Below are 23,485 nucleotides of genomic sequence, written 5' to 3' on the forward strand. Positions count from 1 at the left end.
GCCCGGTTCGGGTCAGTCGGCCAGCAGCTTCTCCAGGGCCGGCCGCAGCGCGGGGTCGTCCAGCGCCTCCACCCGGACCGCGTCGCAGCCCACCCAGGCGGCGGCCTCGCGCAACGCCTGGGCGAGCGCGGGCAGCTGCCGGGAGCCGGCCAGCGAGACCTGACGGGCCACCAGGGTCCGCCCCTCGCGGGCCGGGTCGACCCGGCCGACCAGCCGGCCGCCGGCCAGCAGCGGCATCGCGAAGTAGCCGTGCACCCGCTTGTGGCGCGGGGTGTAGGCCTCCAGTCGGTGTGACATTCCGAAGATCCGCTCGGTCCGGGCGCGGTCCCAGATCAGCGAGTCGAACGGGGAGAGCAGGGTGGTGCGGTGCCGGCCGCGCGGCTCGCTCGCCAGCGCCGCCGGATCGGCCCAGGCGGAGACCGGCTCCGGACCCCAGCCGGCCACCGCGACCGGCAGCAGGCCGCAGTCCGCGAGCACCGAGTCGACCTGCTCGGCCTTGAGCCGGTGGTAGTCCATCAGGTCGGCCCGGGTGGCCGCCCCGAGCGCCTGGCCGGCCTGCCGGACCAGCCGTTCCAGGCACTCGCGGTCGGTGAGCTCCTGCTGGTACAGCTCGGCCGGGACGGCCTGCTCGGCCAGCTCGTACACCCGCTTCCAGCCCCGGCGCTCGGTGCAGACCACGTCGCCGAAGGCGAGCGCGCGCTCCACCGCGATCTTGGTGTCGGACCAGTCCCACCACTCGGCGGTCCGCTTGGCGCCGCCCAGCCCGCTGGAGGTGAGCGGGCCCTCGGCGCGCAGCCGGTCCAGCACCGCCCGGTACGCCTCGGGGCTCACCTGGTGGCTCCAGAGCCGGCCGCGGTCGCGGTAGGCGCGGCGGCGGAAGGCGAACAGCGGCCACTCCTCGACCGGCAGGACGCAGGCGGCGTGCGACCAGTACTCGAAGGTGGTCTCGGAACCCCAGTAGGCGTGTTCCACGGCCGGCCGGCCGATCGCGCCGAGCCGGGCGTACGGCACCAGTTCGTGCGAGCGGGCCAGCACCGAGATGGTGTCGAGCTGCACCGCGCCGAGCCGGCGCAGCACACCGCGTACCCCCGCCCGGCGGTCCGGCGCGCCGAGCAGGCCCTGGGCGCGCAGGGCGATCCGGCGGGCCTCGTCGGCGCCGAGGGTGGTGATGGGGGTGGGCAGCGCTGCGGTCATGCCGGGCAGCGTAGGCGCCGGGACCGACAGGCGGACCCGCCCGGCCGTCACCGGGCCAGGTCTGCCGGCAGCAACGAGCCCATCCAGCAGTCGAGGTACCGGCCGCGCTGGGCGCCGTAGGAGCGCGGGGTGCCCTCCATGGTGAAGCCGGCCCGCCGGGCGACCGCGCGGGAGGGCTCGTTGCCGACGTAGGCGACCCACTCCAGGCGACGGATCCGCCACTCGGCGAAGGCCCAGCGGGCCACCGCGAGCAGCGCCTCGACAGTGTAGCCGCGGCCGCGGGCCTCCGCGGCGGTCCAGAACCCGACTTCGGCGACGCCGGGCGCGCGGGTGGCCAGGCCCTGGGTGCCGACCAGGGTGCCGGTCTCCTTCTCCAGCACGCACCAGATCGGGTTCCGACCGGTCGGCCAGCCCTCCGGGGCGAGTTGCCGCACGAAGAACTCGGCATCCGTGCGGTGGTAGGGAGAGGGGACGACCGTCCAGCGCTGGATCGCCTCGTCCTGGCAGGCGAGGTTGACCGCGTCGACGTCCTCGGGGAGCGGCGCGCGCAGGAGCAGGTGCTCGGTCTCCAGGACCACGGGTTCCAAGATCGCTTCCGTCATGCGGGTGAGTATCGCCCGTGCGGGGAGCGGGCGGTAGCGACATTCTCTGCCCGATTTTTCCCTATACGGCAGCCATTGAGTGATCCGCTCCGACGGGTGACACCGGAATGGCGTGCTGACGCACCTCCCGGCGGATTGGACTCCTCGCATACGATGGCCCGTACGGTGGGGTGAACCCCGCCGTGCAGCTGTCCAGAGCCGATCCAGGCAAGGAGCCCGCTCAAGTGTCCGTCTTCGACAAGATCCTGCGCGCCGGCGAAGGCAAGATCCTTCGCAAGCTGCAGCGGATTGCCGCCCAGGTCAACTCCATCGAAGAGGACTTCGTCAACCTCACGGACGAGGAGCTGCGCGCTCTGACCGACGAGTACCGGTCGCGGCTCGCCGACGGGGAGACGTTGGACGACATCCTCCCGGAGGCCTTCGCCACCGTTCGCGAGGCCGCCAAGCGCGTCCTCGGCCAGCGCCACTACGACGTGCAGATCATGGGTGGCGCCGCGCTGCACCTCGGCTACGTGGCCGAGATGCGCACCGGTGAGGGCAAGACCCTGGTCGGCACGTTGCCCGCCTACCTCAACGCGCTGACCGGCAAGGGTGTTCACCTGATCACGGTCAACGACTACCTCGCCGAGCGCGACTCGGAGTGGATGGGCCGGGTGCACCGCTTCCTCGGCCTCGAGGTCGGCGTGATCCTCGGCAACATGCCGCCGGCCGAGCGCAAGCGCCAGTACGGCATGGACATCACCTACGGCACGAACAACGAGTTCGGCTTCGACTACCTGCGCGACAACATGGCCTGGTCGCAGGACGAACTCGTGCAGCGCGGGCACAACTTCGCGATCGTCGACGAGGTCGACTCGATCCTGATCGACGAGGCCCGTACCCCGCTGATCATCTCCGGCCCGGCCGACCAGGCCACCAAGTGGTACGCCGACTTCGCCAAGTTGGTGCTGCGCCTCAAGCGCGACCGCGACTACGAGGTGGACGAGAAGAAGCGCACGGTCGGCGTGCTGGAGGAGGGCGTCACCCGGGTCGAGGACTACCTCGGCATCGAGAACCTCTACGAGTCGGTCAACACCCCGCTGGTCGGGTTCCTGAACAACGCCATCAAGGCGAAGGAGCTCTACAAGGCGGACAAGGACTACGTCGTGATGAACGGCGAGGTCATGATCGTCGACGAGCACACCGGCCGTATCCTGGCCGGCCGCCGCTACAACGAGGGCATGCACCAGGCGATCGAGGCCAAGGAGGGGGTGGAGGTCCAGAACGAGAACCAGACCCTGGCCACCATCACCCTGCAGAACTTCTTCCGGCTCTACGACAAGCTCTCCGGGATGACCGGTACGGCCACCACCGAGGCCGCCGAGTTCCACCAGATCTACAAGCTCGGCGTGGTGCCGATCCCGACCAACCGCACCCCGCAGCGCATCGACCAGCCCGACCTGATCTACAAGTCGGAGCCGGCCAAGTTCGCCGCCGTGGTCGAGGACATCGCCGAGAAGCACGAGAAGGGCCAGCCGGTCCTGGTCGGCACCGTCTCGGTCGAGAAGTCCGAGTACCTCTCCCAGGAGCTGCGCAAGCGCGGCATCCCGCACGAGGTGCTGAACGCCAAGCAGCACGAGCGCGAGGCGCAGATCGTCGCCCAGGCCGGGCGCAAGGGTGCGGTCACCGTGGCCACCAACATGGCCGGCCGTGGCACCGACATCATGCTCGGCGGCAACGCCGACCACCTCGCCACCGCCGAGCTGGCGCAGCGCGGGCTCAACCCGGTGGACACCCCGGAGGAGTTCGAGTCGGCCTTCCCGAGCGCGCTGGAGAAGGCCAAGGCGGCCGTCAAGGCGGAGCAGGAGGAGGTGCAGGAGATCGGTGGCCTGTACGTCCTGGGCACCGAGCGGCACGAGTCGCGCCGGATCGACAACCAGCTGCGCGGCCGCTCCGGCCGTCAGGGCGACCCGGGCGAGTCCCGCTTCTACCTCTCGCTCGGTGACGACCTGATGCGGCTGTTCAAGGCCGGCATGGTCGAGCGCGTGCTGTCGATGGCCAACGTGCCGGAGGACGTGCCGATCGAGTCGAAGATGGTCACCCGGGCGATCGCCTCCGCGCAGACCCAGGTCGAGCAGCAGAACTTCGAGATCCGCAAGAACGTCCTGAAGTACGACGAGGTGCTGAACCGCCAGCGCGAGGTCATCTACGGCGAGCGCCGCCGGGTGCTGGAGGGCGAGGACCTCCAGGAGCAGATCGGCCACTTCATGGACGACACGGTCGAGGCGTACGTCAACGCCGCGACCGGCGAGGGCTTCGAGGACGACTGGGACCTCGACAAGCTCTGGGCCGCGCTCAAGCAGCTGTACCCGATCACCCTGGACCTGGCCGAGCTGGAGGAGGAGGTCGGCGGTCCCTCCGGGCTCACCCCCGAGCACCTCACCAAGGTCATCCAGGAGGACATCCAGGCCCAGTACGGCGCCCGCGAGGACCAGCTCGGCGAGCAGGTCATGCGTGAGCTGGAGCGCCGGGTGGTGCTCTCGGTGCTGGACCGCCGCTGGCGCGAACACCTGTACGAGATGGACTACCTGCAGGAGGGCATCGGCCTGCGGGCGATGGCCCAGCGCGACCCGCTGGTCGAGTACCAGCGCGAGGGCTTCGACATGTTCGGCGCCATGATGGAGGGCATCAAGGAGGAGTCCGTCGGCTACCTGTTCAACCTGGACGTCCAGGTCGAGCAGCAGGTCGAGGAGGTCCCGGTGGCCGACTCCGAGGAGGCCGTCTCGCTGGAGAAGGAGGGCCAGCGCCCGGAGATCAAGGCCAAGGGCCTGGAGGCTCCGGTCCGCCAGCGGCTGCACTACACCGCCCCCTCGGTGGACGGCGACGACACGGTGATCGAGGGCGACTTCGAGGGTGACTTCGAGGACGGCGCGGACGAGGGCGACGGGCTGACCCGCGCCGAGCGCCGCAAGGCCGCGAAGTCGGCCAAGGGCCGCCGCCGCAAGGTCTGACCGTCCCGGTCCGTCGTCGGCAGGGCGCCGTTCCCGGATCTCCGGGGCGGCGCCCTGCCGCGTCACCGGGCTTCCACCGCGGCGCACTGCCACTGCTCGGTGCGCCGGTGCCGCTCCAGCCGGAAGGCCACCATGTGGTGGCGCGGGCCGGCGGCCACCCGGACGCAGACCTCCAGGGCGCCCGGGCCGGGCGAGAAGTCGTGCACCGGGCCGAGCAGCGGGTGGGGCGTGCCGGCCGCGGTGCGCAACGGGCCGCGGCGGGCCAGCCGGGCGAGCTGGCGGTAGCCGTCGTGGGTGGTGTGCCGGACCAGCTGGCCGGCCGGGCGGATCCCGCAGAGCACTTCGACCAGCCGCCGCGCGAAGCGGTCGGCGAGCCCGGCCGGGCCGCCGCGGGCCGGACCGCAGAGCGCGCGCGGCTGTCGCGGCTGCCGGGGCGGGGCACTGCGCGACGCGGGCGGCGGGTGGTGCGGGGGCTGGTGCGTGCGGTGCACCGGCCGGCCGCGGTGTGCGCGCTCGACGGGCGGACGGCGCCCGGGGGCGGTGGCCAGCGGGTGGATCAGCGGGAGGACGGCGGTCTCGGCCATAGCGGGGGGCTCCTCGTTCGGCTGCGGAGTGTTCGGCTGTGGAGCGCTGCTCTGTGCCCTGTGCTACCGCCACCGGGCCGCGCGGTTCAACGCGGTTCGAGGGGAGCCCGGGCCCGCGGTCCGGTGTCACCCGTACGGCGGCTTGACAGCCCGCCGTACCGGCTGCCGGCGGCCCGGGCGGGCCGCGCGCCCCGAGGCCGGGCGTCCGCACAATCGCTCGAAGGGGTACACCGGCGGCGCACCCCCGAGTGATCGCCAGGGCCGTATTCTGTGGGGGTCCGAGAGCCCGAGGAGCGGAGTGCCCCCGATGCGTGTCTACGTGCCCACCACCCTGACCGGTCTGGCGGCGGCGCACCCGGACGGCGAACTGGCGCAGTCGGCGGCGTACGCGGTGACCCCCGCGCTGCGCGAGTGGTACGTCAGCGACGACCTGGAGGAGCTGGAGTACGCCGCGCTGGTCCGGGCCGCCCAGTCCTCGCTGCGCCTGCTGGCCGCTGACCCGGAGGCGCCGCGTCGCCGGGTGGTGGTGGCGCTGGACGTCCCGGACGCCTCGGTGCGGCCGTTCGGCGGGGACGAGTACCAGGACCAGGCCTCGCTCGGCCGGGTCACCCTGGCCGGCCCGGTCCGGCTGGCGAAGGCCGCCGCGGTGCACGCCGACGTGGCCGACCCCGAGGTGGTCGAGGACGTGGCCCAGGCCGCGGCGGTGATCGAGGCGGCGGACGCCGGCGACGACGACGCCCAGTTCACCGTGGACGGCGCGGAGGACCACGAGCTGCTCTGGTTCGCCACCCAGGAGATCCCCGGTCTGCTGGGGCCCGCCTGAGGCCCGCCGTCCGGCCTGCGGACACCCGGTTGTCAGCGCCGTCCGTTACCGTTCCCCGGTGCGCACTCACATCGTCTGGGACTGGAACGGGACCCTCTACCACGACACCGAGGCCGTGCTCGCCGCGAGCAACGCGGCCTTCGCCGAGCTTGGCCACGCCCCGCTGACCCTGGAGCGCTACCGGGAGTTGTACGAGGTCCCCGTTCCGCGCTTCTACCAGCGGGTGCTGGGCTACCAGCCGAGCGGCGCCCAGTGGGAGCGGCTGGACGCCGTCTTCCAGGGGCACTACAGCCGGCTGCGCGGCGGCTGCGGGCTGACCGAGGGCGCCGCCGAGCTGCTCGCCGCCTGGGCGGCCGAGGACGGCACCCAGTCGCTGCTTTCGATGTACGAGCACGAGCGGCTGCTCCCGGTGGTGCACGGCTTCGGGATCCAGCGGCACTTCCTGCGGGTGGACGGCCGGACCGGCCCCTCGCACGGGCAGAAGGCCGCCTCGCTGGTCCGCCACCTGGCCGCGCTGGGGCCGGAGGTGTCGCCGGCGCGCACCGTGCTGATCGGCGACGCGGCGGACGACGCGCTGGCCGCCCGGGAGGCCGGCGCGCACGCGGTGCTCTACACCGGGGGTTCGCAGGCCCGGGCCCGGCTGGAGCCGGTCGGCGTCCCGGTGGTGGACACCCTGGCCGAGGCGGTCGGGCTGGCCCGGGAGCTGGCGGGTTCGAATGCCCGGACCGGGCCGTCCGCCGGGCACCTCGGGTAACGGTTGCGCATCGGTTGGACAAGGTGTCCAGGAACCGCCGATCTTCCTGCAGGTTTGTGCCTCCCTGTCCCCTGACACCTTGGTTTCGGTTGGTTAGGCTGGCTGGCGTCGTCGGGCGGTTTTCGCAGACCAAACGACCTGTCGTACCCAGGCAGGGGGTGCTTCAAGCGTGCCTTTGGCGCCTTTCTCTGGGATCGTGCGGGAGGATTGCGAAAGTGACCCGGCGGTGCACACCCACACCACCACCGAGTCACGCAACGGCGCGCGACAGGAGCCAGAGAAGCCATGCAGACCAAGCTGGACGCAGCCAAGGCCGAGCTGCTCGCCAAGGCAGCAGCAGCCGCTGAGAACAGCCAGGTGGGGGGAGCGGCGCCCGGGGAGGGTCTGAGCAACGGTGCTCTGACCGCGTACCTGCACCACTACTACCTCCACACCGCGCCCGAGGACCTGGTTGACCGCGACCCGGTCGACGTCTACGGCGCGGCCGCCTCCCACTACCGGCTGGGGCTCAAGCGCCCCCAGGGCACCGCCGAGGTCCGGGTCTACACCCCGACCGTGGACGAGAACGGCTGGTCCAGCGGCCACACCGTGGTCGAGGTGGTCACCGACGACATGCCGTTCCTGGTCGACTCGGTCACCAACGAGCTGTCCCGCCAGGACCGGGCGATCCACCTGGTGATCCACCCGCAGCTGGTGGTCCGCCGTGACATCACCGGCAAGCTGCTGGAGATCCTGGACATCGACGCCTGCGCCCGCAGCCAGGCCGCCGGCCGGGACTGGCCGGCCGACGCCACCGTCGAGTCCTGGATGCACATCGAGATCGACCGGGAGACCGACCGCGCCGATCTCCGCTCGATCGAGGCGGACCTGCGCCGGGTGCTGGGCGACGTCCGCGAGGTGGTCGAGGACTGGGCCAAGATGCGCACCTCCGCCCTGCGGCTGGCCGACGAGCTCGCCGAGCAGCCCCCGGCCCACCTGCCCGAGCAGGAGGTCGGCGAGGCCTGGGAGCTGATGCGCTGGCTGGCCGACGACCACTTCACCTTCCTCGGCTACCGCGAGTACGACCTGGTCGAGCACCAGGGCGAGGAGGTGCTGCGCGCCATCCCGGGCACCGGCCTCGGCATCCTGCGCTCCGACCCGCTGAGCCACGACACCGACCACCACCCGGTCAGCGAGTCCTTCGGCCGGCTCTCCGCGCCGGTCCGCGCCAAGGCGCACGAGAAGAAGCTGCTCGTGCTGACCAAGGCCAACTCCCGGGCGACCGTGCACCGCCCGTCCTACCTGGACTACGTCGGCGTCAAGAAGTTCGACGCGGACGGCAACGTGGTCGGCGAGCGCCGCTTCCTCGGCCTGTTCTCCTCGGCCGCCTACACCGAGTCGGTCACCCGGATCCCGGTGGTCCGCCGCAAGGTCCAGGAGGTCGTCAACGACTCCGGCTTCTCCGCCGAGAGCCACGACGGCCGCGACCTGCTCCAGATCCTGGAGACCTTCCCGCGCGACGAGATCTTCCAGACCCCCGCCGCCGAGCTGCTGGCGATCGCGACCAGCGTGCTCTACCTGCAGGAGCGCCGCAAGCTGCGGCTGTTCCTGCGCCAGGACGAGTACGGGCGCTACTTCTCCGCCCTGGTCTACCTGCCGCGCGACCGCTACACCACCCGCATCCGGCTGCGCCTGATGGACATCCTGATGCAGGAGCTGAACGGCGCGGCCATCGACTACACGGTCTGGTCCACCGAGTCGGTGCTCACCCGACTGCACTTCGTGGTCCGGGTCGCCCCGGGCAGCGAGCTGTCCGAGCTGACCGAGGTCGAGATCGAGCGGATCGAGGCCAAGCTGGCCGAGGCCGCCCGGTTCTGGATGGACGGCTTCAACGACCAGCTCCATCTCGAACTGGGTGAGGAGCGGGCCGCCGAGCTCGGCCACCGCTACGCCAACGCCTTCCCCGACGGCTACCGGGCCGACTTCACCGCCCGTACCGCGGTCGCCGACCTCAAGCAGATCGAGTCGCTGCAGGGCGAGGGCGACTTCCGGCTGAACCTGTACCAGCCGGTCGGCGCCGGCGAGGACGAGCGCCGCTTCAAGATCTACCGGGTCGGCGGTCCGATCTCGCTGACCGAGGTCCTGCCGGTGCTCCAGCGCCTGGGCGTCGAGGTGCTCGACGAGCACCCGTACGCGCTGCGCCGCTCGGACGCCACCACCGCCTGGGTCTACGACTTCGGGCTGCGGCTGCGCGAGGCCGGCGAGCTGACCGACGAGGCCCGCGAGCGGTTCCAGGAGGCCTTCGCGGCGACCTGGACCGGCCGCGCCGAGAACGACGGCTTCAACGGCCTGATCCTGACCGCCGGGCTGAACTGGCGCCAGGCGGTCGTGCTGCGCGCCTACGCCAAGTACCTCCGGCAGGCCGGGAGCACCTTCTCCCAGGACTACATGGAGGACGCGCTCCGCAACAACGCCCACACCACCCGGCTGCTGGTGAACCTCTTCGAGGCCCGGCTCAGCCCCAGCCACCGGTCCGGCGCGACCGAGCTGACCGAGGGCATCCTGGAGGAGCTGGCCGGCGCGCTGGACGAGGTCGTCTCGCTGGACGAGGACCGCATCCTGCGCTCCTTCCTGCACCTGATCAAGGCCACCCTGCGGACCAACTTCTTCCAGCGCACCGCGACCGGCGAGTGGCACCCGTACGTGTCGATGAAGTTCGACCCGCACGCCATCCCGGACCTGCCGGCGCCCCGCCCGGCCTTCGAGATCTGGGTCTACTCGCCGCAGGTCGAGGGCGTGCACCTGCGCTTCGGCAAGGTCGCCCGCGGCGGTCTGCGCTGGTCCGACCGGCGCGAGGACTTCCGCACCGAGATCCTCGGCCTGGTCAAGGCCCAGATGGTCAAGAACACCGTGATCGTCCCGGTCGGCGCCAAGGGCGGCTTCGTCGCCAAGCAACTGCCGGACCCGTCGGTGGACCGTGACGCCTGGCTGGCCGAGGGCATCGCCTCGTACAAGAACTTCATCTCGGCGCTGCTGGACATCACCGACAACCTCAAGGGCGGCCAGGTCGTCCACCCGGTCGACGTGGTCCGGCACGACGAGGACGACACCTACCTGGTGGTCGCCGCCGACAAGGGCACCGCGACCTTCTCGGACATCGCCAACGGCGTGGCCGAGGAGTACGGCTTCTGGCTCGGCGACGCGTTCGCCTCCGGCGGTTCGGCCGGCTACGACCACAAGGGCATGGGCATCACCGCCCGCGGCGCCTGGGAGTCGGTCAAGCGCAACTTCCGCGAGCTGGGGGTGGACACCCAGTCCGAGGACTTCACGGTGGTCGGCATCGGCGACATGTCCGGTGACGTCTTCGGCAACGGCATGCTGCTCAGCGAGCACATCCGGCTGGTGGCGGCCTTCGACCACCGGCACATCTTCATCGACCCGAACCCGGACGCGGCCACCTCGTACGCCGAGCGCCGCCGGCTGTTCGACCTGCCGCGCAGCTCCTGGGACGACTACGACAAGTCGCTGATCTCGGCCGGCGGCGGGGTCTTCCCGCGCAGCGCCAAGTCGATCCAGCTCTCCGCGCAGGCCCGCGCGGCGCTGGCGATCGAGGAGAGCCGGCTCACCCCGGCCGAGCTGATGAAGGCGATCCTGCAGGCCCCGGTGGACCTGTTCTGGAACGGCGGCATCGGTACCTACGTCAAGGCCGAGCGGGAGACCAACGCGGACGTCGGCGACAAGGCCAACGACGCGATCCGGGTCAACGGCGGCCAGGTCCGTGCCCGGGTGATCGGCGAGGGCGGCAACCTCGGCTGCACCCAGCTGGGCCGGATCGAGTACGCGCAGAGCGGCGGGCCCGCCGGCGACGGCGGCTGGATCAACACCGACGCGATCGACAACTCGGCCGGTGTGGACACCTCGGACCACGAGGTCAACATCAAGATCCTGCTCAACCGGGTGGTCGCCGAGGGCGACATGACGGTCAAGCAGCGCAACACCCTGCTGGCCGAGATGACCGAGGAGGTCGGCCACCTCGTCCTGCGCAACAACTACGCGCAGAACGTGGTGCTGGCCAACGCGGTCGCCCAGGCGCACAGCCTGGTCAACGTCCACTCCCGGATGATCAACCGGCTGGAGGCCGACGGGCAGCTCGACCGGGCGCTGGAGTTCCTGCCCAGCGAGCGGCAGCTGAAGGAGCGCCAGCAGAGCGGCTTCGGGCTCACCCAGCCCGAGCTGTCGGTGCTGCTCGCCTACACGAAGATCACGCTGGCCGACGAGCTGCTCGCCACCGGGCTGCCCGACGACCCGTACTTCCGCGACACCCTGCACCTGTACTTCCCGACCGCGCTGCGCGAGCGGTTCGCCGACGCGGTGGAGCACCACGCGCTGCGCCGGGAGATCATCACCACTCTGATCGTCAACGACACGATCAACCGCGGTGGCTGCACCTTCGCCTTCCGGCTGCGCGAGGAGACCGGCGCGACCTACGAGGAGATCGCCCGCACCCACACCGCGGCCCGGGCGGTCTTCGGCCTGGAGACCATCTGGGACGAGGTCGAGGGCCTGGACAACAAGGTCTCCGCGGCGGTGCAGACCCGGATGCGGCTGCACTCGCGCCGGCTGGTCGAGCGCGCCACCCGCTGGATGCTCAACAACCGCCGCCAGCCGCTCGACATCGCGGGCACCATCGAGTTCTTCAAGGACCGGGTGGACCAGGTGTGGAGCAGCCTGCCCAAGCCGCTGCGCGGCGAGGACCTGGCCTGGTTCGAGAAGATCCAGAGCGAGCTGACCGACGCCGGGGTCCCCGAGCCGTTGGCCACCCGGGTCGCCGGGCTCTCCTCGGCCTTCCCGACCCTGGACATCACCGAGGTCGCGGACCGCTCGGGCAAGGACGTGGCCGAGGTCGCCGACCTCTACTACGACCTGGGCGACCGGCTGGGCATCGCCCACCTGCTGGACCGGATCATCGACCTGCCGCGCACCGACCGGTGGTCCTCGATGGCCCGCGCCTCGATCCGTGAGGACCTGTTCGCCGCGCACGCGGCGCTGACCGGCGACATCCTGGTCTGCGGTCCGGAGGGCGCGGCGGCCGAGGAGCGGTACAACGCCTGGGCCGAGCTGAACAGCGGGCTGCTCACCCGGGCGAGGACCACGCTGGACGACATAAGGGGTTCGGACACCTACGAGCTGTCCAGCCTCTCGGTCGCCATGCGGGTGATCCGCACGCTGCTCCGCACGGGGTCGATGCGCTGAGCCTGACGGGCTGGGACGCGCCGAAGGGCGGGACCGACGGTCCCGCCCTTCGGCGTTCTCGGCTACTGACCGGCCGCCCGTTGCAGGGCGCTGGCCAGCAGGGCCAGGTCGGTCGGGCCGTTGCCCAGCTCGCGGACCGGCCGGCGGGTCGGCGGGGCGCCGAGCCGGCCGGGGTCGATGGCCACCACGGTCGGCCGCAGGGTGGCGGTGCGCGGGATGCGTCCGCTTACCCGGGCGGTCTGGAAGGCCACCACGGCGCCGTCCGGCCGGCGCAGGTAGCCCCGGCCGGGGGTCTCCTCGGGCAGCGCGGCGGCGTCGTCCACGTGGACCAGCAGCTCGGAGTCGGCCGGATGGTCGGTGCGCAGCGCGATCCGCCAGAGCGCGGCCTCGTCCAGCTCGCTGCCGGCGCTCTGCTCCGGCCGCCCGGTGGCGGCCACCAGGTGCATGCCCAGCCGGCCACCGCGCTGCGCCACCGCCGCGAGCGCCCGGGCCAGCGGGCGTCCGGCCGGCGAGGTCGGGGCGAGCAGCGCGTCGTAGTCGTCGACCACCACGACCAGCCGGGCCGGCGGCGCGGTGACGGTGGCCACCGCGGCGCGGACGGGTGGTTCCGGCGGGCCGGTCGGCTCGGCCGGGCGCGGCCGCACCACGCCGGCGGCCCGGGCCGTCAACGCCTGCTCGGCGTACCAGGAGCCGAACGAGCGGCCCCGGAAGAGCTGCTCGCGCCGGTCCAGCTCGTCCAACAGGGCGTCGGCGGCGAGCATCGCCTGCCGCGGCTCGGCGGCGGCGTCCAGCTGGCCGGTGACGTGCGGCAGCTCGGCGCAGGCCAGCAGGTCCGGACCGCTGCCGCCGATCAGCTGGACGGTGAGCCGGTCGGGGCGCTCGCCGACCGCCAGCGAGGCGACCAGGGTGCGCAGCAGCTCGCTCTTGCCCGAGCCGCGGGCACCGCCGACCAGCAGGTGGTGCGGGCCGTCCGGTTCGGGGCCGGTGAGGTCGACCGTGCAGAGGTCGTCCCGGGTGGTGCCGAGCAGCGCGGTCGCGGTGCCGGCGGTGGCCGGCAGGGCGGCCCAGCGGGCGGAGAGCTTGGCGGGCGTGACGGTGTCCAGCTCCAGCAGGTCGAGCAGGCGCAGCGCGTCCGGCAGCGGGCCGCGCGAGGTCGCCGCGGCCTCCCGCAGCGGGGCCAGCGCGCGGGCCAGCCGCTCGGCCCAGGCGGCCGAGACCGCGTCCAGCGCGACCTCCTCGACCAGCTCCCGGCCGCCGGCCGGGGTGGGCCGGTCCAGGGTCAGCAGGGTGGCCACCTCACCGGTCACGGTGGCGGTGGCGCCCAGGCCGGCCGGCAGCCGCTCGGCGGTCTCGGCCAGGCAGATCGGCAGGATCCCGGCCGCCGGGCCCTGCCGGAGCAGCAGCCGCAGGGCCTGGCGGGCCGGCTCGGAGCCCGGGTCGCCGTCCACCAGCAGCACGGTGACGGGCGGCACCGGTGGGTCGGTGACCCGGGCGGTCAGCTCGGCCAGCCGCTCCTCGGCCTGGGCTGGGTCGAGGCCGAGCAGCAGTCGGCAGTCCTGGCCGTGGCCGGGGCGCAGGTGCGGCAGCCAGAGCGCCCAGGACCAGTCCTCGGTGCGCTCGCCGGCCGGGCGCTGCTGGTCCGCGCTGACCAGCACCAGGCTCAGGCCGCTCGGCGGGTGCAGGGCGGCGAGTTGGGCGACCAGGGCGCGGGCCAGGCCGTTCAGCCGGGCGCGCGGGCCGGCCAGGCCGAGGCTGCCGGCGGCGCGCAGGTCGACGGTGACCGGGACGGCCGGCAGCAGGGTGCCGGGCGTGGTGCCCGGACCGCCGGGGAGGTCGGCGGTGCCCAGCCGCAGGGTCAGCGCATCGGGGTGGGCGGGCGTCCGCTCCCAGAGCCGGGGGCCGGGGCCGAGCGCGCTGAGCAGCAGGGTGGCCGGGTCGGGGAAGCGCTCGCGCTGGGCGGTGGCCTGCCGGGCGCGGGCCCGAGCGTGCTGCTGGGCGGCGTCGGCGGTGGCGGCGGGGGGCGTGCCGAGGCCGAGCCGGCGGGCGAGCAGCGAGCGGGTGCGGCCGGTGGCGGTGACGGACGGGGGCTCGGGGGCGTCGGGGGCGGGTGGCTCGGTGCGGGCGGGCGGTGGCGGGGGGCTGACCTGGAGGTGGCCCAGGCCGTCCGGGGTGGTGGCGCGGCGGCTCTCGGTGCCGGGGGCGCCGGCCAGCGTGAGGGTGGTCTCGCCGAGCCGCAGCAGGGCGCCCTCGGGCAGTGGCAGGCCGTCCGCGGGGAGCGGGCGGCCGTCCAGCGTGGTGCCGTTGGTCGAGCCGAGGTCGTGCACGGTGACCGTGCCGTCGTCCGCCAGGTGCAGGGCCAGGTGCAGCCGGGAGACGTCCGGGTCGTCGAGCGGGACGTCGGCCTCGCCGGAGCGGCCGACCCGGATCTGCCGGCCGTGCAGGTGGTGCACCCCGCCGGCGTCCGGGCCGCCGACCACCCGCAGCTCGGCGGCGGCGCCCGAGGTGTGGTCGTCCGGGTCGGCGTCCGGGTCGGGCTCGCCGAGGGCGAGCACGGCGCCGTCCAGCAGCGGGGGGTGGCCGAGCAGGCTGCGTTCGTCGAGCCGCTGTGGCCCGGCGTAGAGGTGCACGTGGGTGGCGCTGCGGGCGCCGCGCACGCCGACCGCGCCGGCCAGGGCGGCGGCGACCACCCCGAGGGCCGTGCCGACCGGCGCGGTGACCAGCACATCGGTGGCGGGGGCGGGGGACGGGCCGCTGCGGGGCCGGAGGACCGTCAGCCGGATCTGCATCTCGCCCGGGGTTCCCCTCTGCTCATGAGGTCGATCTGATGGTGAGGGAACCCCCGCCCGCGGAACAGGCCGGCCGTCGAACGGCCCACAGGAGTGCCAGACCACAGAGTGCTAGTCGTCATCCTGCCACCTGGGGGTGACAGTCCGCGTCCGGTACCGGATTTGACGATCTTGTGATCATCGCCATGTTGGAGCCGACGGAGACTCAGGTCAAGGTGGGTCGGGCCCGGCCGGTGCCGCGGTCCGCGCAGTCCTCCGGGTCAGGCCGGACGGACCCGGTTAGAGTTGCCGCACAGTACGGGCCGCGGCTCGCGGGCATCGGCAGCGACATCCACAACGGGACATCCGCAGAACAGGAGTGCACCAGGTGCGGCCGGTAGGCAGCAAGTATCTGCTGGAGGAGACGCTCGGGCGCGGTGCCACGGGCACCGTGTGGCGCGGCCGGGTGCGGGAGGACGCCGGCCTGGTGGATCTGCAGCCGGGCCAGTCGGTCGCGATCAAGGTGCTCAAGGAGGAGCTGGCCGCCGACCCGGACATCGTGCTGCGCTTCCTGCGCGAACGCTCGGTGCTGCTCCGGCTCAGCCACCCCAACATCGTCCGGATCCGCGACCTGGTGGTCGAGGGCGAGCTGCTGGCGCTGGTGATGGACCTGGTCGAGGGCCCCGACCTGTACCGCTACCTGCGCGCCAACGGCCCGCTGAGCCCGATCGCCGGGGCCCTGCTGATGGCCCAGATCGCCGACGCCCTGGCGGTCAGCCACGCCGACGGCGTGGTGCACCGCGACCTCAAGCCGGCCAACGTGCTGCTGGCCACCCGGCCCGGCGACGGCGTCCAGGGCGAGCAGATGCACCCGATGCTCACCGACTTCGGCATCGCCCGGCTCGCCGACTCCCCCGGCATCACCCGGACCAGCGAGTTCGTCGGCACCCCCGCCTACGTCGCGCCGGAGTCGGCCGCCGGCCGCCCGCAGACCTCCGCGGTGGACGTCTACGGAGCCGGGATCATGCTGTACGAGCTGGTCACCGGCCGGCCGCCGTTCCTCGGCGACGGGCCGCTGCAGATCCTGCAGGCGCACCTCTCGCAGACGCCGCAGCGCCCGCCCGGCATGCCCGAGCCGCTGTGGACCGTGGTGGAGCGCTGCCTGCGCAAGGAGCCGGCCGAGCGGCCGAGCGCCACCTCGCTGGCGCAGGCACTGCGGGTGGTCGCGGCCGGGATCGGCGTGCACGCCTCGCCGGCCGCGGTGGACGCGGCGCTGGCGGTCGGCGCGCTGCTGGTGCCGGAGGCGCGACCGGCCGAGGTGCCGGGGACGGGGGAGGCCTTCGCCGGCCCGGGCGGCACCGTGCCGGGCGGCGTGCCGCTGAACACCGGCGAGCCGACCACCGTGCCGGCTGGGCGGTACGACCCGGCGGCGGCCACCCAGGTGATGGCGGCCGGCTCGGCGCCGGCGGCCGGGGACGGGACCAGGGTGATGCCGGCCGGTTCGGCCCCGGTCGCGGCGGACGGCACCCGGGTGATGCCGGCCGGGATGTCGGCACCCGGTTCGAACGGGCAGCCGGCGCAGCCGCCGCAGCCCGAGGGCCCGCACCCGTGGCAGACCCAGCTGAGGGCGGCCCGCGACCGCAACCAGCAGACCCAGGTCTTCGCCGCCGAGGACTACGTCGAGCCGCAGGTGGCACCCCGCCCCTACCAGGCCGGTCACGCGCCGCGCCCGCCGCAGGACGGCTACCCGCAGAACCCGGCGTACGGCTACCCGCAACGGCCCGGCTACCAGCAGGGGACCGACTACGCGGGCTACCCGCCGCCGGCCCCGCGCGGGCGCCAGGAGCGGCCCCCGGTCGCCCCGCCGCCGTACCGGGCCGAGCGCCCGGCCCCGTCCGCCTACCGCGAGCCGCCGCAGCCCGGCCCGGCCTACCCGCCGCCCGCGCCGGCCCGCCGCTCGGAACCCCCGGCCCCGCGCGAGGTGGAGCGCGAACGGGAGCGCGAGCCCGAGCCCGAGCCCCGGCCGCGCCGCGAGCCGCGCCCGCGCAGCCGCAACCGGATGTACATCCCGGGCCTGGGCTGCCTCAAGGGCTGCCTGATGGTGCTGGTGATCCTGGCGGTGGCCGCGCTGGCGCTGTGGAACTTCACCCCGCTGCCGCACTACTGGGACAACGTGCAGAACTGGTACCACGACACCACCGGGTGGGTCGGCAGCGCCTGGCACTCGATCACCGGTAGCTGACGAAGCGCCACCAACCGGGCGGCAATGGTTCTTTGTCGACATTTCACACAATTTGTCGCGAGCAACCGCCCGCCCGGGCGGCTCCGAGGTGCCATCGAGGGTCCCGGGACGCGTAGGTTGGTCGCTGACGCACCGACCTACCGAGCGCTCCGGGGCCCCAGCGGCGGCCCGGGCGCGCTCCCGCCGCCCACGGAGCAGCATTGGCACGCAAGATCGGCAGCCGGTACACCGTTCACCAGGTGATCGGCCGGGGGTCCGCCGGCACCGTGTGGCTCGGCGAGGGTCCGGACGGACCGGTGGCCGTCAAGCTGCTGCGCGAGGACCTCGCGGCCGACCAGGTGCTGGTCGGCCGGTTCGTCCAGGAGCGCGCCGCGCTGACCAGCCTGGACCACCCCCGGGTGGTCGGGGTGCGCGACATGGTGGTGGACGGCGAGGACCTCGCCCTGGTGATGGAGCTGGTGCACGGCACCGACCTGCGCTCCCGGCTGGAGCGCGAGGGGGTGTTCGCCCCGCAGGTCGCCGCCGCCGTGATCGCGGACGTGGCGGACGGGCTGGCCGCCGCGCACGCCGCCGGGATCGTGCACCGGGATGTCAAGCCGGAGAACGTGATGCTCGACCTGGCCGCACCGGCCGGTCCCGGCGGCGCGCCGCGCGCCAAGCTCACCGACTTCGGCATCGCCCGGCTGGTGGACGCCCCGCGCCGGACCCGGGCCACCCGGATCATCGGCACCCCCGACTACCTCGCCCCCGAGATCATCGAGGGCCTGGAGCCCCGCGCCGCGGTGGACATCTACGCCCTGGCCACCGTGCTCTACGAGCTGCTCGCGGGCTTCACGCCGTTCGGTGGCGGGCACACCGGCGCGGTGCTGCGCCGGCACGTCACGGAGAGCGTGCCACCCGTCCCCGGCCTGCCGGACGGCCTGTGGCGGATCATCGCCGAGTGCCTCGCCAAGGCCCCGGCCTCCCGGCTGCGGGCGGCCGAGCTGGCCGAGCGGTTGCGCGAGCAGCTGCCCGCGCTGTCCGGGCTGCCCCCGCTGGCGCTGCCCGCGCAGGGCCGGCCGCCCGCCGAGGAGGCGTTGCCCCCGGGCGAGGCGGTGTACGTCGAGGCGGAGACGGGGACGGGTACCCACCGGCGCCAGCGCGGCCCGGCGGTGGCGCTGGTGCCGGCCGCCTCGCCGGACTCCACCCGGGACACCCACACCAGCCTGCGCCGGCCCAGCGCGCAGGAGCTGGCCGGCTACGCCGCCGAGTCCCGCGCCCAGCGCGCGGAGACGGCCGCCACGCACCGCAAGGGCCGCCGGGCGCTGGTGCGCCGGCGCCGGATGCTGGCGGTGCTGCTGGCGGTCGTGCTGCTGCTGGCGGGGGCCGTGGCCGCCTTCACGGCCTTCTCGCACGGCGGCGGCCGGGCCTCCGGCGCGCCCGCTCCGAAGCCGGAGGTCAGCTGGTCGGTCCCGGTGCAGCCCAGGAGCCATTAGGCTTGGGGGCGTGGCAGCCGTCGATCCTTCCGAAGAACTCAAGAACCTCGAATCGACCATGGGGTCGATCGAGGCCGTCCTCGACCTGGACCGGATCCGGGCCGACATCGAACGCCTGGAGGAGGAGGCCGCGGCCCCCGACCTGTGGGACGACCTCGCGAACGCGCAGAAGGTGACCAGCCGGCTCTCCTTCCTGCAGGGCGAGCTGCGCCGGGTGGAGAGCCTGCGCAGCCGGATCGCCGACCTGGACGTGCTGTTCGAGCTGGCCGCCGACGAGGGCGACGCGGACACCCTGGCCGAGGCCGAGACCGAGCTGGCCTCGGTCAAGAAGGCGGTCGAGGAGCTGGAGGTCCGTACTCTCCTGTCCGGTGAGTACGACGCCCGCGAGGCCCTGGTCAACATCCGCGCCGAGGCCGGCGGCATCGACGCCGCCGACTTCGCCGAGCAGCTGATGCGCATGTACCTGCGCTGGGCCGAGCGGCACGGCTACCCGACCGAGGTCTACGACACCTCGTACGCCGAGGAGGCGGGCATCAAGTCCGCGACCTTCAGCGTGAAGTCCCCCTACGCCTACGGCACGCTCTCGGTCGAGCAGGGCACCCACCGCCTGGTGCGGATCTCGCCCTTCGACAACCAGGGTCGCCGGCAGACCTCCTTCGCGGGCGTCGAGGTGCTCCCGGTCGTCGAGCAGAGCGACCACGTCGACATCGACGAGGGCGACCTGCGGATCGACGTGTACCGCGCCTCCGGCCCCGGTGGCCAGGGCGTCAACACCACCGACTCGGCGGTCCGGATCACCCACCTGCCGACCGGCATCGTGGTCTCCTGCCAGAACGAGCGCTCGCAGATCCAGAACAAGGCCTCGGCGATGAACGTGCTCCAGGCCAAGCTGCTGGAGCGCCGCCGCCAGGAGGAGAAGGCCGCGATGGACGCGCTGAAGGACGGCGGCAGCTCCTGGGGCAACCAGATGCGCTCCTACGTGCTGCACCCGTACCAGATGGTCAAGGACCTGCGCACCGAGTTCGAGGTGGGCAACCCGCAGGCGGTGCTGGACGGCGACCTGGACGGCTTCATCGAGGCCGGCATCCGCTGGCGCAAGCAGCGCGAAGCGGGCGAGTAACGAGGTCCGAGGCCGGCCTCGATGAACGACCAGCGCGGTATCGAGGCCGGCATCCGCTGGCGCGAGCAGCGCGAAGCGGGCGAGTGACCCGTGGCTACGTCCGGTAGCAACGTCGATGGGCCCGGAGGCACAGCCTCCGGGCCCATCGACGTTCAGTCCTCAGGCCAGCGCCTGCCGGGCGATCACCAGCACCGCCAGCAGCCCCGCCAGCAGCGCGAGCAGCATGACCGGATTGAGCGCGGCGAACGGCCCCTGCTGCTCCTGGAGCCGGGCGCGGTGGGCGCGGCAGACCGGGCAGCGGCCCTCGCTCACGCGGCCGGCGCAGTTGGCGCACACCAGATGGTCGCATGTCATGCGATCTCCTCCTTGCTGCTACAGCCAACGCACCGGGCGGGCTCCTGGTTCCTGCCCGTGCCCCGGGCGGGGGAGCGGCGAACCACGGCCCGCGCGGGGTTTCCCCTCTACTGTGCCAGGTTCCACGGGATCCGGCGCCCGGGCACCGGAAGCCGACCGTCAAAGCCCGGTCGAAATTGTCCCATAAGCGACATAATTCACACCGGTTTACGCCGCTGCTGTGAATTGGCTCGCAATTTTCCGCTCATTCCCCCGCAAGAGCGGACAATCCATCAGCTTTTCCGGGGGTGGGCGCTGCGAGGTCTCACCCGGGTCGCGTATGGTCCCAAGCCGGGGGAGTGGCCGAGGCCGCTCCCGCCGTCCGCCCTCGGCCGGATGCGGGGGGCGGGACCGACCGAGGAACGGCGCCGCGCGGCAGCTCTCCGACTCCGAGTAACGATCTGGTCACGGAGGTTCGTCCGAGCCGGTAGTCGTTCCGCCTAGGATGGCCCCCGTGATGCAGCCGTGATCAGATTCGACAACGTTTCCAAGACCTATCCCAAGCAGAACCGCCCCGCCCTGTCGGAGGTCTCGCTGGAGATCGAGAAGGGCGAGTTCGTCTTCCTGGTCGGCTCCTCCGGCTCCGGGAAGTCCACCTTCCTGCGCCTCTGCCTGCGCGAGGAGCGGCCGAGCACCGGTGCGGTGCACGTCCTGGGCAAGGACCTGGGCAAGCTGTCCAACTGGAAGGTGCCGCACATGCGGCGCCAACTGGGCACCGTCTTCCAGGACTTCCGCCTGCTGCCGAACAAGACCGTGGCGCAGAACGTGGCGTTCGCGCTGGAGGTCATCGGCAAGCCGAAGAGCGCCATCGCCAAGGTGGTGCCCGAGGTGCTCGACCTGGTCGGCCTCGGCGGCAAGGAGGACCGGATGCCCGGCGAGCTCTCCGGCGGTGAGCAGCAGCGCGTGGCGATCGCCCGGGCCTTCGTCAACCGCCCGATGCTGCTGATCGCGGACGAGCCGACCGGCAACCTGGACCCGCAGAACTCGGTCGGCATCATGAAGCTGCTCGACCGGATCAACCGCACCGGGACCACGGTGCTGATGGCCACCCACGACCAAGCCATCGTCGACCAGATGCGCAAGCGCGTGATCGAGCTCGACAAGGGGCTCCTGGTCCGTGACCAGGTCCGCGGCGTCTACGGATACCAGCACTAGCCGGCCCTTCCGTTGATGCCGTCGGCCCACCAGCACTGACCCTGGAGTAAACAGCAATGCGCGCCCAGTTCGTCCTGTCGGAGATCGGAGTCGGTCTCCGCCGCAACCTGACGATGACCATCGCGGTCGTGGTCAGTGTCGCGCTCTCCCTCGCGCTCGCCGGTGCCAGCCTCCTGGTCCGCGACCAGGTCAACTCCATGAAGGGGTACTGGTACGACAAGGTCGAGGTGAGCATCTACTTCTGCACCAAGGCCGATGCCAAGACCTCGCCGCAGTGCGCCTCCGGCGCGGCCACCGACGACCAGATCGCCGCCGTCAAGGCGGCCCTGGACAAGATGCCGCTGGTCAAGTCGGCCACCTTCGAGACCCAGGCGGAGGCCTACAAGAACTGGAAGGCGATGAACCCGAACAACGCGCTTGTTTCGGTTCTCGGCGCGGACGCCATCCCGTCCTCCTGGCGGGTCAAGCTCAACGACCCCACCCGGTTCGACGTCATCCAGAGCGCCTTCGCCGGCCAGCCCGGCGTCCGTTCGGTGGAGGACGAGCGGCAGATCCTGGAGAACCTCTTCGGGCTGCTCAACGGCCTGCAGACGGCGGCCTTCGTGATCATGGTGCTGATGCTCTCGGTGGCTCTGCTGCTGATCGTCAACACCGTCCGGGTGTCGGCCTTCAGCAGGCGCCGCGAGACCGGCATCATGCGCCTGGTCGGTGCCTCCAACTTCTACGTGCAGATGCCGTTCATCGCGGAGGCGGCGTTCTCCGCGCTACTCGGTGCCGTCTTCGCCTCCTGTCTGCTGCTGATCGGCAACTACGGCGTGCAGCACTGGCTCGCCAACAAGGTCCAGTTCATCCAGTTCATCGGCCTCTCCTCGGTGCTCGCGGTGATCCCGCTGCTGATCGTGGCCGGTATGGCGATGGCGGCGGTGGCGGCCTTCCTGACCCTGCGCAAGTACCTCAAGGTCTAGCAAGGGGCCTCGGGGAGTGGGACGGGAGCCCTAGACTCCCGTCCCATGGCCACATGCTCACGGCGGGTGCGCCAAGGAGCCGCCCTCACGCTGGTGTTCGGCGTGGTGCTGCTCGGCGGGGTGGTGGCCGGGGGCCGGGACGGTGGCGGACCGCCGCTCGGCCGCCGGGCGTTCGACTGCTGCGGCGACCGGTGGGCCGCGCACTACAGCCCGGAGGACTACGCCGAGTTCATCCAGGGCCTGGCCGGCGAGTACCTGGGCGTCGGCCTCTCGGTGGAGCGGGCGCCGGATGGCGCCACCCTCGTCTCCCAGGTGCGACCGGGCGGTCCGGCCGCGGGCGCGGGTCTCGCGGTCGGCGACCGGCTGCTCGCGGTGGACGGCACGGCGGCCGACCCGCTGCCGGTCACCGAGGTGGTGGCCCGGCTGCGCGGGCGGGCCGGTCCGTGGCTCGGACGCGGTCGCGCGGCCGGCCCGGGTACGTCCGTGCTGCTCACCGTGGGCCACCGGGACGGCCCGCCGCGCCAGGTGACCCTGCGCCGCGCCGTGCTCGCCACCCAGGACGTCACCGCCGACCGGCCGGCCGCCGGCGTGCTGCGGATCACCGTGCGTGCCTTCACCAGCGGCGTCGGCGAGCAGATCCGGCAGGCCGTCCGGGCCGCCGCCGGCCCGCCGTCGCGCCGCGGCGTCGTGCTCGACCTGCGCGGCAACTCCGGTGGCCTGGTGGCCGAGGCGGTGGCCGCGGCCTCGGTCTTCCTGGACGGCGGACCGGTCGCCTCCTACCGGTCGGGCGGCGATCAGCGGGAGTTGACCGCGACGCCCGGTGGCGACACCCGCACCCCGCTGGTGGTGCTGGTGGACGCCGGCACGATGAGCGCGGCCGAACTGCTCACCGGTGCGCTGCAGGACCGTTGCCGGGCGGTGGTGGTGGGCAGTCGCACCTTCGGCAAGGGCACCGTGCAGCAGCCCAGCCGGCTGGCCGACGGTTCGGTGCTGGAGCTGACCGTCGGCCGCTACCTCACCCCCGACGGACGTTCCCCGGACGGCACCGGGCTGCTCCCCGACGTGGTCGCCGCCGATCCCGGGCAGGCCGGGCAGTTGGCACTGCGGGTGCTGGCCGGTCTGGGCGGCGGACCGGGGGGTGCCGGTAAAGCTGCTGCCGATCACGCGGCCGAGGTGCGAGAATGATCGGCG

Annotated in this window: 15 protein-coding genes; 10 read left to right on the forward strand and 5 right to left on the reverse strand. The window is 72.9% G+C overall.

The window, feature by feature from the left end:
- Positions 1-12: 12 nt before the first annotated feature.
- A complete protein-coding gene (locus ACZ38L_RS17085) occupies positions 13-1,194 on the reverse strand; it encodes a winged helix-turn-helix domain-containing protein (RefSeq protein ID WP_465693947.1) in 1,182 nt (393 codons plus the stop codon).
- A gap of 47 nt (positions 1,195-1,241) precedes the next feature.
- Complete coding sequence (locus ACZ38L_RS17090; RefSeq protein ID WP_465694018.1) at positions 1,242-1,781, reverse strand: GNAT family N-acetyltransferase; 540 nt, start codon at positions 1,779-1,781, stop codon at positions 1,242-1,244.
- Positions 1,782-2,020: 239 nt separating this feature from the next.
- Here ACZ38L_RS17090 and secA point away from each other — a divergent pair, with 239 nt between their 5' ends.
- Positions 2,021-4,786 (forward strand): preprotein translocase subunit SecA, encoded by a 2,766-nt coding sequence (gene secA, locus ACZ38L_RS17095; protein WP_465693951.1) that lies wholly within the window; start codon positions 2,021-2,023, stop codon positions 4,784-4,786.
- A 62-nt stretch (positions 4,787-4,848) separates the two neighbouring features.
- On the opposite strand, the gene ACZ38L_RS17100 is transcribed toward secA, so the two are convergent.
- On the reverse strand, positions 4,849-5,370 hold the full coding sequence (locus ACZ38L_RS17100; protein WP_465693955.1) for an Rv3235 family protein: 522 nt from the start codon (positions 5,368-5,370) through the stop codon (positions 4,849-4,851).
- 307 nt (positions 5,371-5,677) lie between these two features.
- Between ACZ38L_RS17100 and ACZ38L_RS17105 the strand changes: the two genes are divergently transcribed.
- From ACZ38L_RS17105 to ACZ38L_RS17115, 3 genes are all read left to right on the forward strand, one after another.
- The gene (locus tag ACZ38L_RS17105) at positions 5,678-6,193 is read left to right on the forward strand and encodes a DUF6912 family protein (RefSeq protein WP_465693959.1); all 516 of its coding nucleotides are present in this window, start codon (positions 5,678-5,680) and stop codon (positions 6,191-6,193) included.
- A 58-nt stretch (positions 6,194-6,251) separates the two neighbouring features.
- Complete coding sequence (locus ACZ38L_RS17110) at positions 6,252-6,947, forward strand: HAD family hydrolase (protein ID WP_465693962.1); 696 nt, start codon at positions 6,252-6,254, stop codon at positions 6,945-6,947.
- 285 nt (positions 6,948-7,232) lie between these two features.
- Positions 7,233-12,179, forward strand: coding sequence for an NAD-glutamate dehydrogenase (locus ACZ38L_RS17115; RefSeq protein WP_465693966.1), 4,947 nt, complete (start codon positions 7,233-7,235; stop codon positions 12,177-12,179).
- Positions 12,180-12,241: 62 nt separating this feature from the next.
- Here the strand turns inward: ACZ38L_RS17115 and ACZ38L_RS17120 are convergent, their stop codons facing one another.
- Positions 12,242-14,965 carry an FtsK/SpoIIIE domain-containing protein gene (locus ACZ38L_RS17120; protein WP_465693967.1) on the reverse strand — a complete coding sequence of 908 codons (2,724 nt, stop codon included), beginning with the start codon at positions 14,963-14,965 and terminating at the stop codon, positions 12,242-12,244.
- A gap of 367 nt (positions 14,966-15,332) precedes the next feature.
- Here ACZ38L_RS17120 and ACZ38L_RS17125 point away from each other — a divergent pair, with 367 nt between their 5' ends.
- The 3 genes from ACZ38L_RS17125 to prfB all read left to right on the forward strand — a co-directional run bounded on the left by ACZ38L_RS17125 (position 15,333) and on the right by prfB (position 19,781).
- Entirely contained in the window at positions 15,333-17,186 is a 1,854-nt protein-coding gene (locus ACZ38L_RS17125; protein WP_465693968.1) for a serine/threonine-protein kinase, read from the forward strand.
- A 200-nt stretch (positions 17,187-17,386) separates the two neighbouring features.
- Positions 17,387-18,661, forward strand: coding sequence for a serine/threonine-protein kinase (locus tag ACZ38L_RS17130; RefSeq protein ID WP_465693969.1), 1,275 nt, complete (start codon positions 17,387-17,389; stop codon positions 18,659-18,661).
- Between the two features lie 10 nt (positions 18,662-18,671).
- The gene (gene prfB, locus ACZ38L_RS17135) at positions 18,672-19,781 is read left to right on the forward strand and encodes a peptide chain release factor 2 (RefSeq protein ID WP_465693970.1); all 1,110 of its coding nucleotides are present in this window, start codon (positions 18,672-18,674) and stop codon (positions 19,779-19,781) included.
- Positions 19,782-19,940: 159 nt separating this feature from the next.
- On the opposite strand, the gene ACZ38L_RS17140 is transcribed toward prfB, so the two are convergent.
- Positions 19,941-20,135, reverse strand: a complete 195-nt coding sequence (locus ACZ38L_RS17140) for a hypothetical protein (protein WP_396563794.1) — start codon at positions 20,133-20,135, stop codon at positions 19,941-19,943.
- A gap of 504 nt (positions 20,136-20,639) precedes the next feature.
- Between ACZ38L_RS17140 and ftsE the strand changes: the two genes are divergently transcribed.
- From ftsE to ACZ38L_RS17155, 3 genes are read left to right on the forward strand one after another with little or no spacing between them, the layout of a single operon-like run.
- Positions 20,640-21,329: a cell division ATP-binding protein FtsE gene (gene ftsE, locus ACZ38L_RS17145; RefSeq protein ID WP_396563796.1), complete on the forward strand. Its 690-nt coding sequence runs from the start codon at positions 20,640-20,642 to the stop codon at positions 21,327-21,329.
- Between the two features lie 56 nt (positions 21,330-21,385).
- Entirely contained in the window at positions 21,386-22,294 is a 909-nt protein-coding gene (ftsX, locus tag ACZ38L_RS17150; RefSeq protein WP_465693971.1) for a permease-like cell division protein FtsX, read from the forward strand.
- Between the two features lie 45 nt (positions 22,295-22,339).
- On the forward strand, positions 22,340-23,479 hold the full coding sequence (locus ACZ38L_RS17155; RefSeq protein WP_465693972.1) for a S41 family peptidase: 1,140 nt from the start codon (positions 22,340-22,342) through the stop codon (positions 23,477-23,479).
- The last annotated feature ends 6 nt before the right edge of the window (positions 23,480-23,485 follow it).

It is taken from the genome of Kitasatospora sp. NPDC024654, from assembly GCF_055559155.1.

Coding starts and splice junctions, on each gene's coding strand:
- ACZ38L_RS17085 (WP_465693947.1), bottom strand. CDS start 1,194: ATGACCGCAGCGCTGCCCACCCCCATCACCACCCTCGGCGCCGACGAG.
- ACZ38L_RS17100 (WP_465693955.1), bottom strand. CDS start 5,370: ATGGCCGAGACCGCCGTCCTCCCGCTGATCCACCCGCTGGCCACCGCC.
- ACZ38L_RS17140 (WP_396563794.1), bottom strand. CDS start 20,135: ATGACATGCGACCATCTGGTGTGCGCCAACTGCGCCGGCCGCGTGAGC.
- ftsX (WP_465693971.1), top strand. CDS start 21,386: ATGCGCGCCCAGTTCGTCCTGTCGGAGATCGGAGTCGGTCTCCGCCGC.
- ACZ38L_RS17155 (WP_465693972.1), top strand. CDS start 22,340: ATGGCCACATGCTCACGGCGGGTGCGCCAAGGAGCCGCCCTCACGCTG.
- ACZ38L_RS17105 (WP_465693959.1), top strand. CDS start 5,678: ATGCGTGTCTACGTGCCCACCACCCTGACCGGTCTGGCGGCGGCGCAC.
- ACZ38L_RS17120 (WP_465693967.1), bottom strand. CDS start 14,965: ATGCAGATCCGGCTGACGGTCCTCCGGCCCCGCAGCGGCCCGTCCCCC.
- ACZ38L_RS17115 (WP_465693966.1), top strand. CDS start 7,233: ATGCAGACCAAGCTGGACGCAGCCAAGGCCGAGCTGCTCGCCAAGGCA.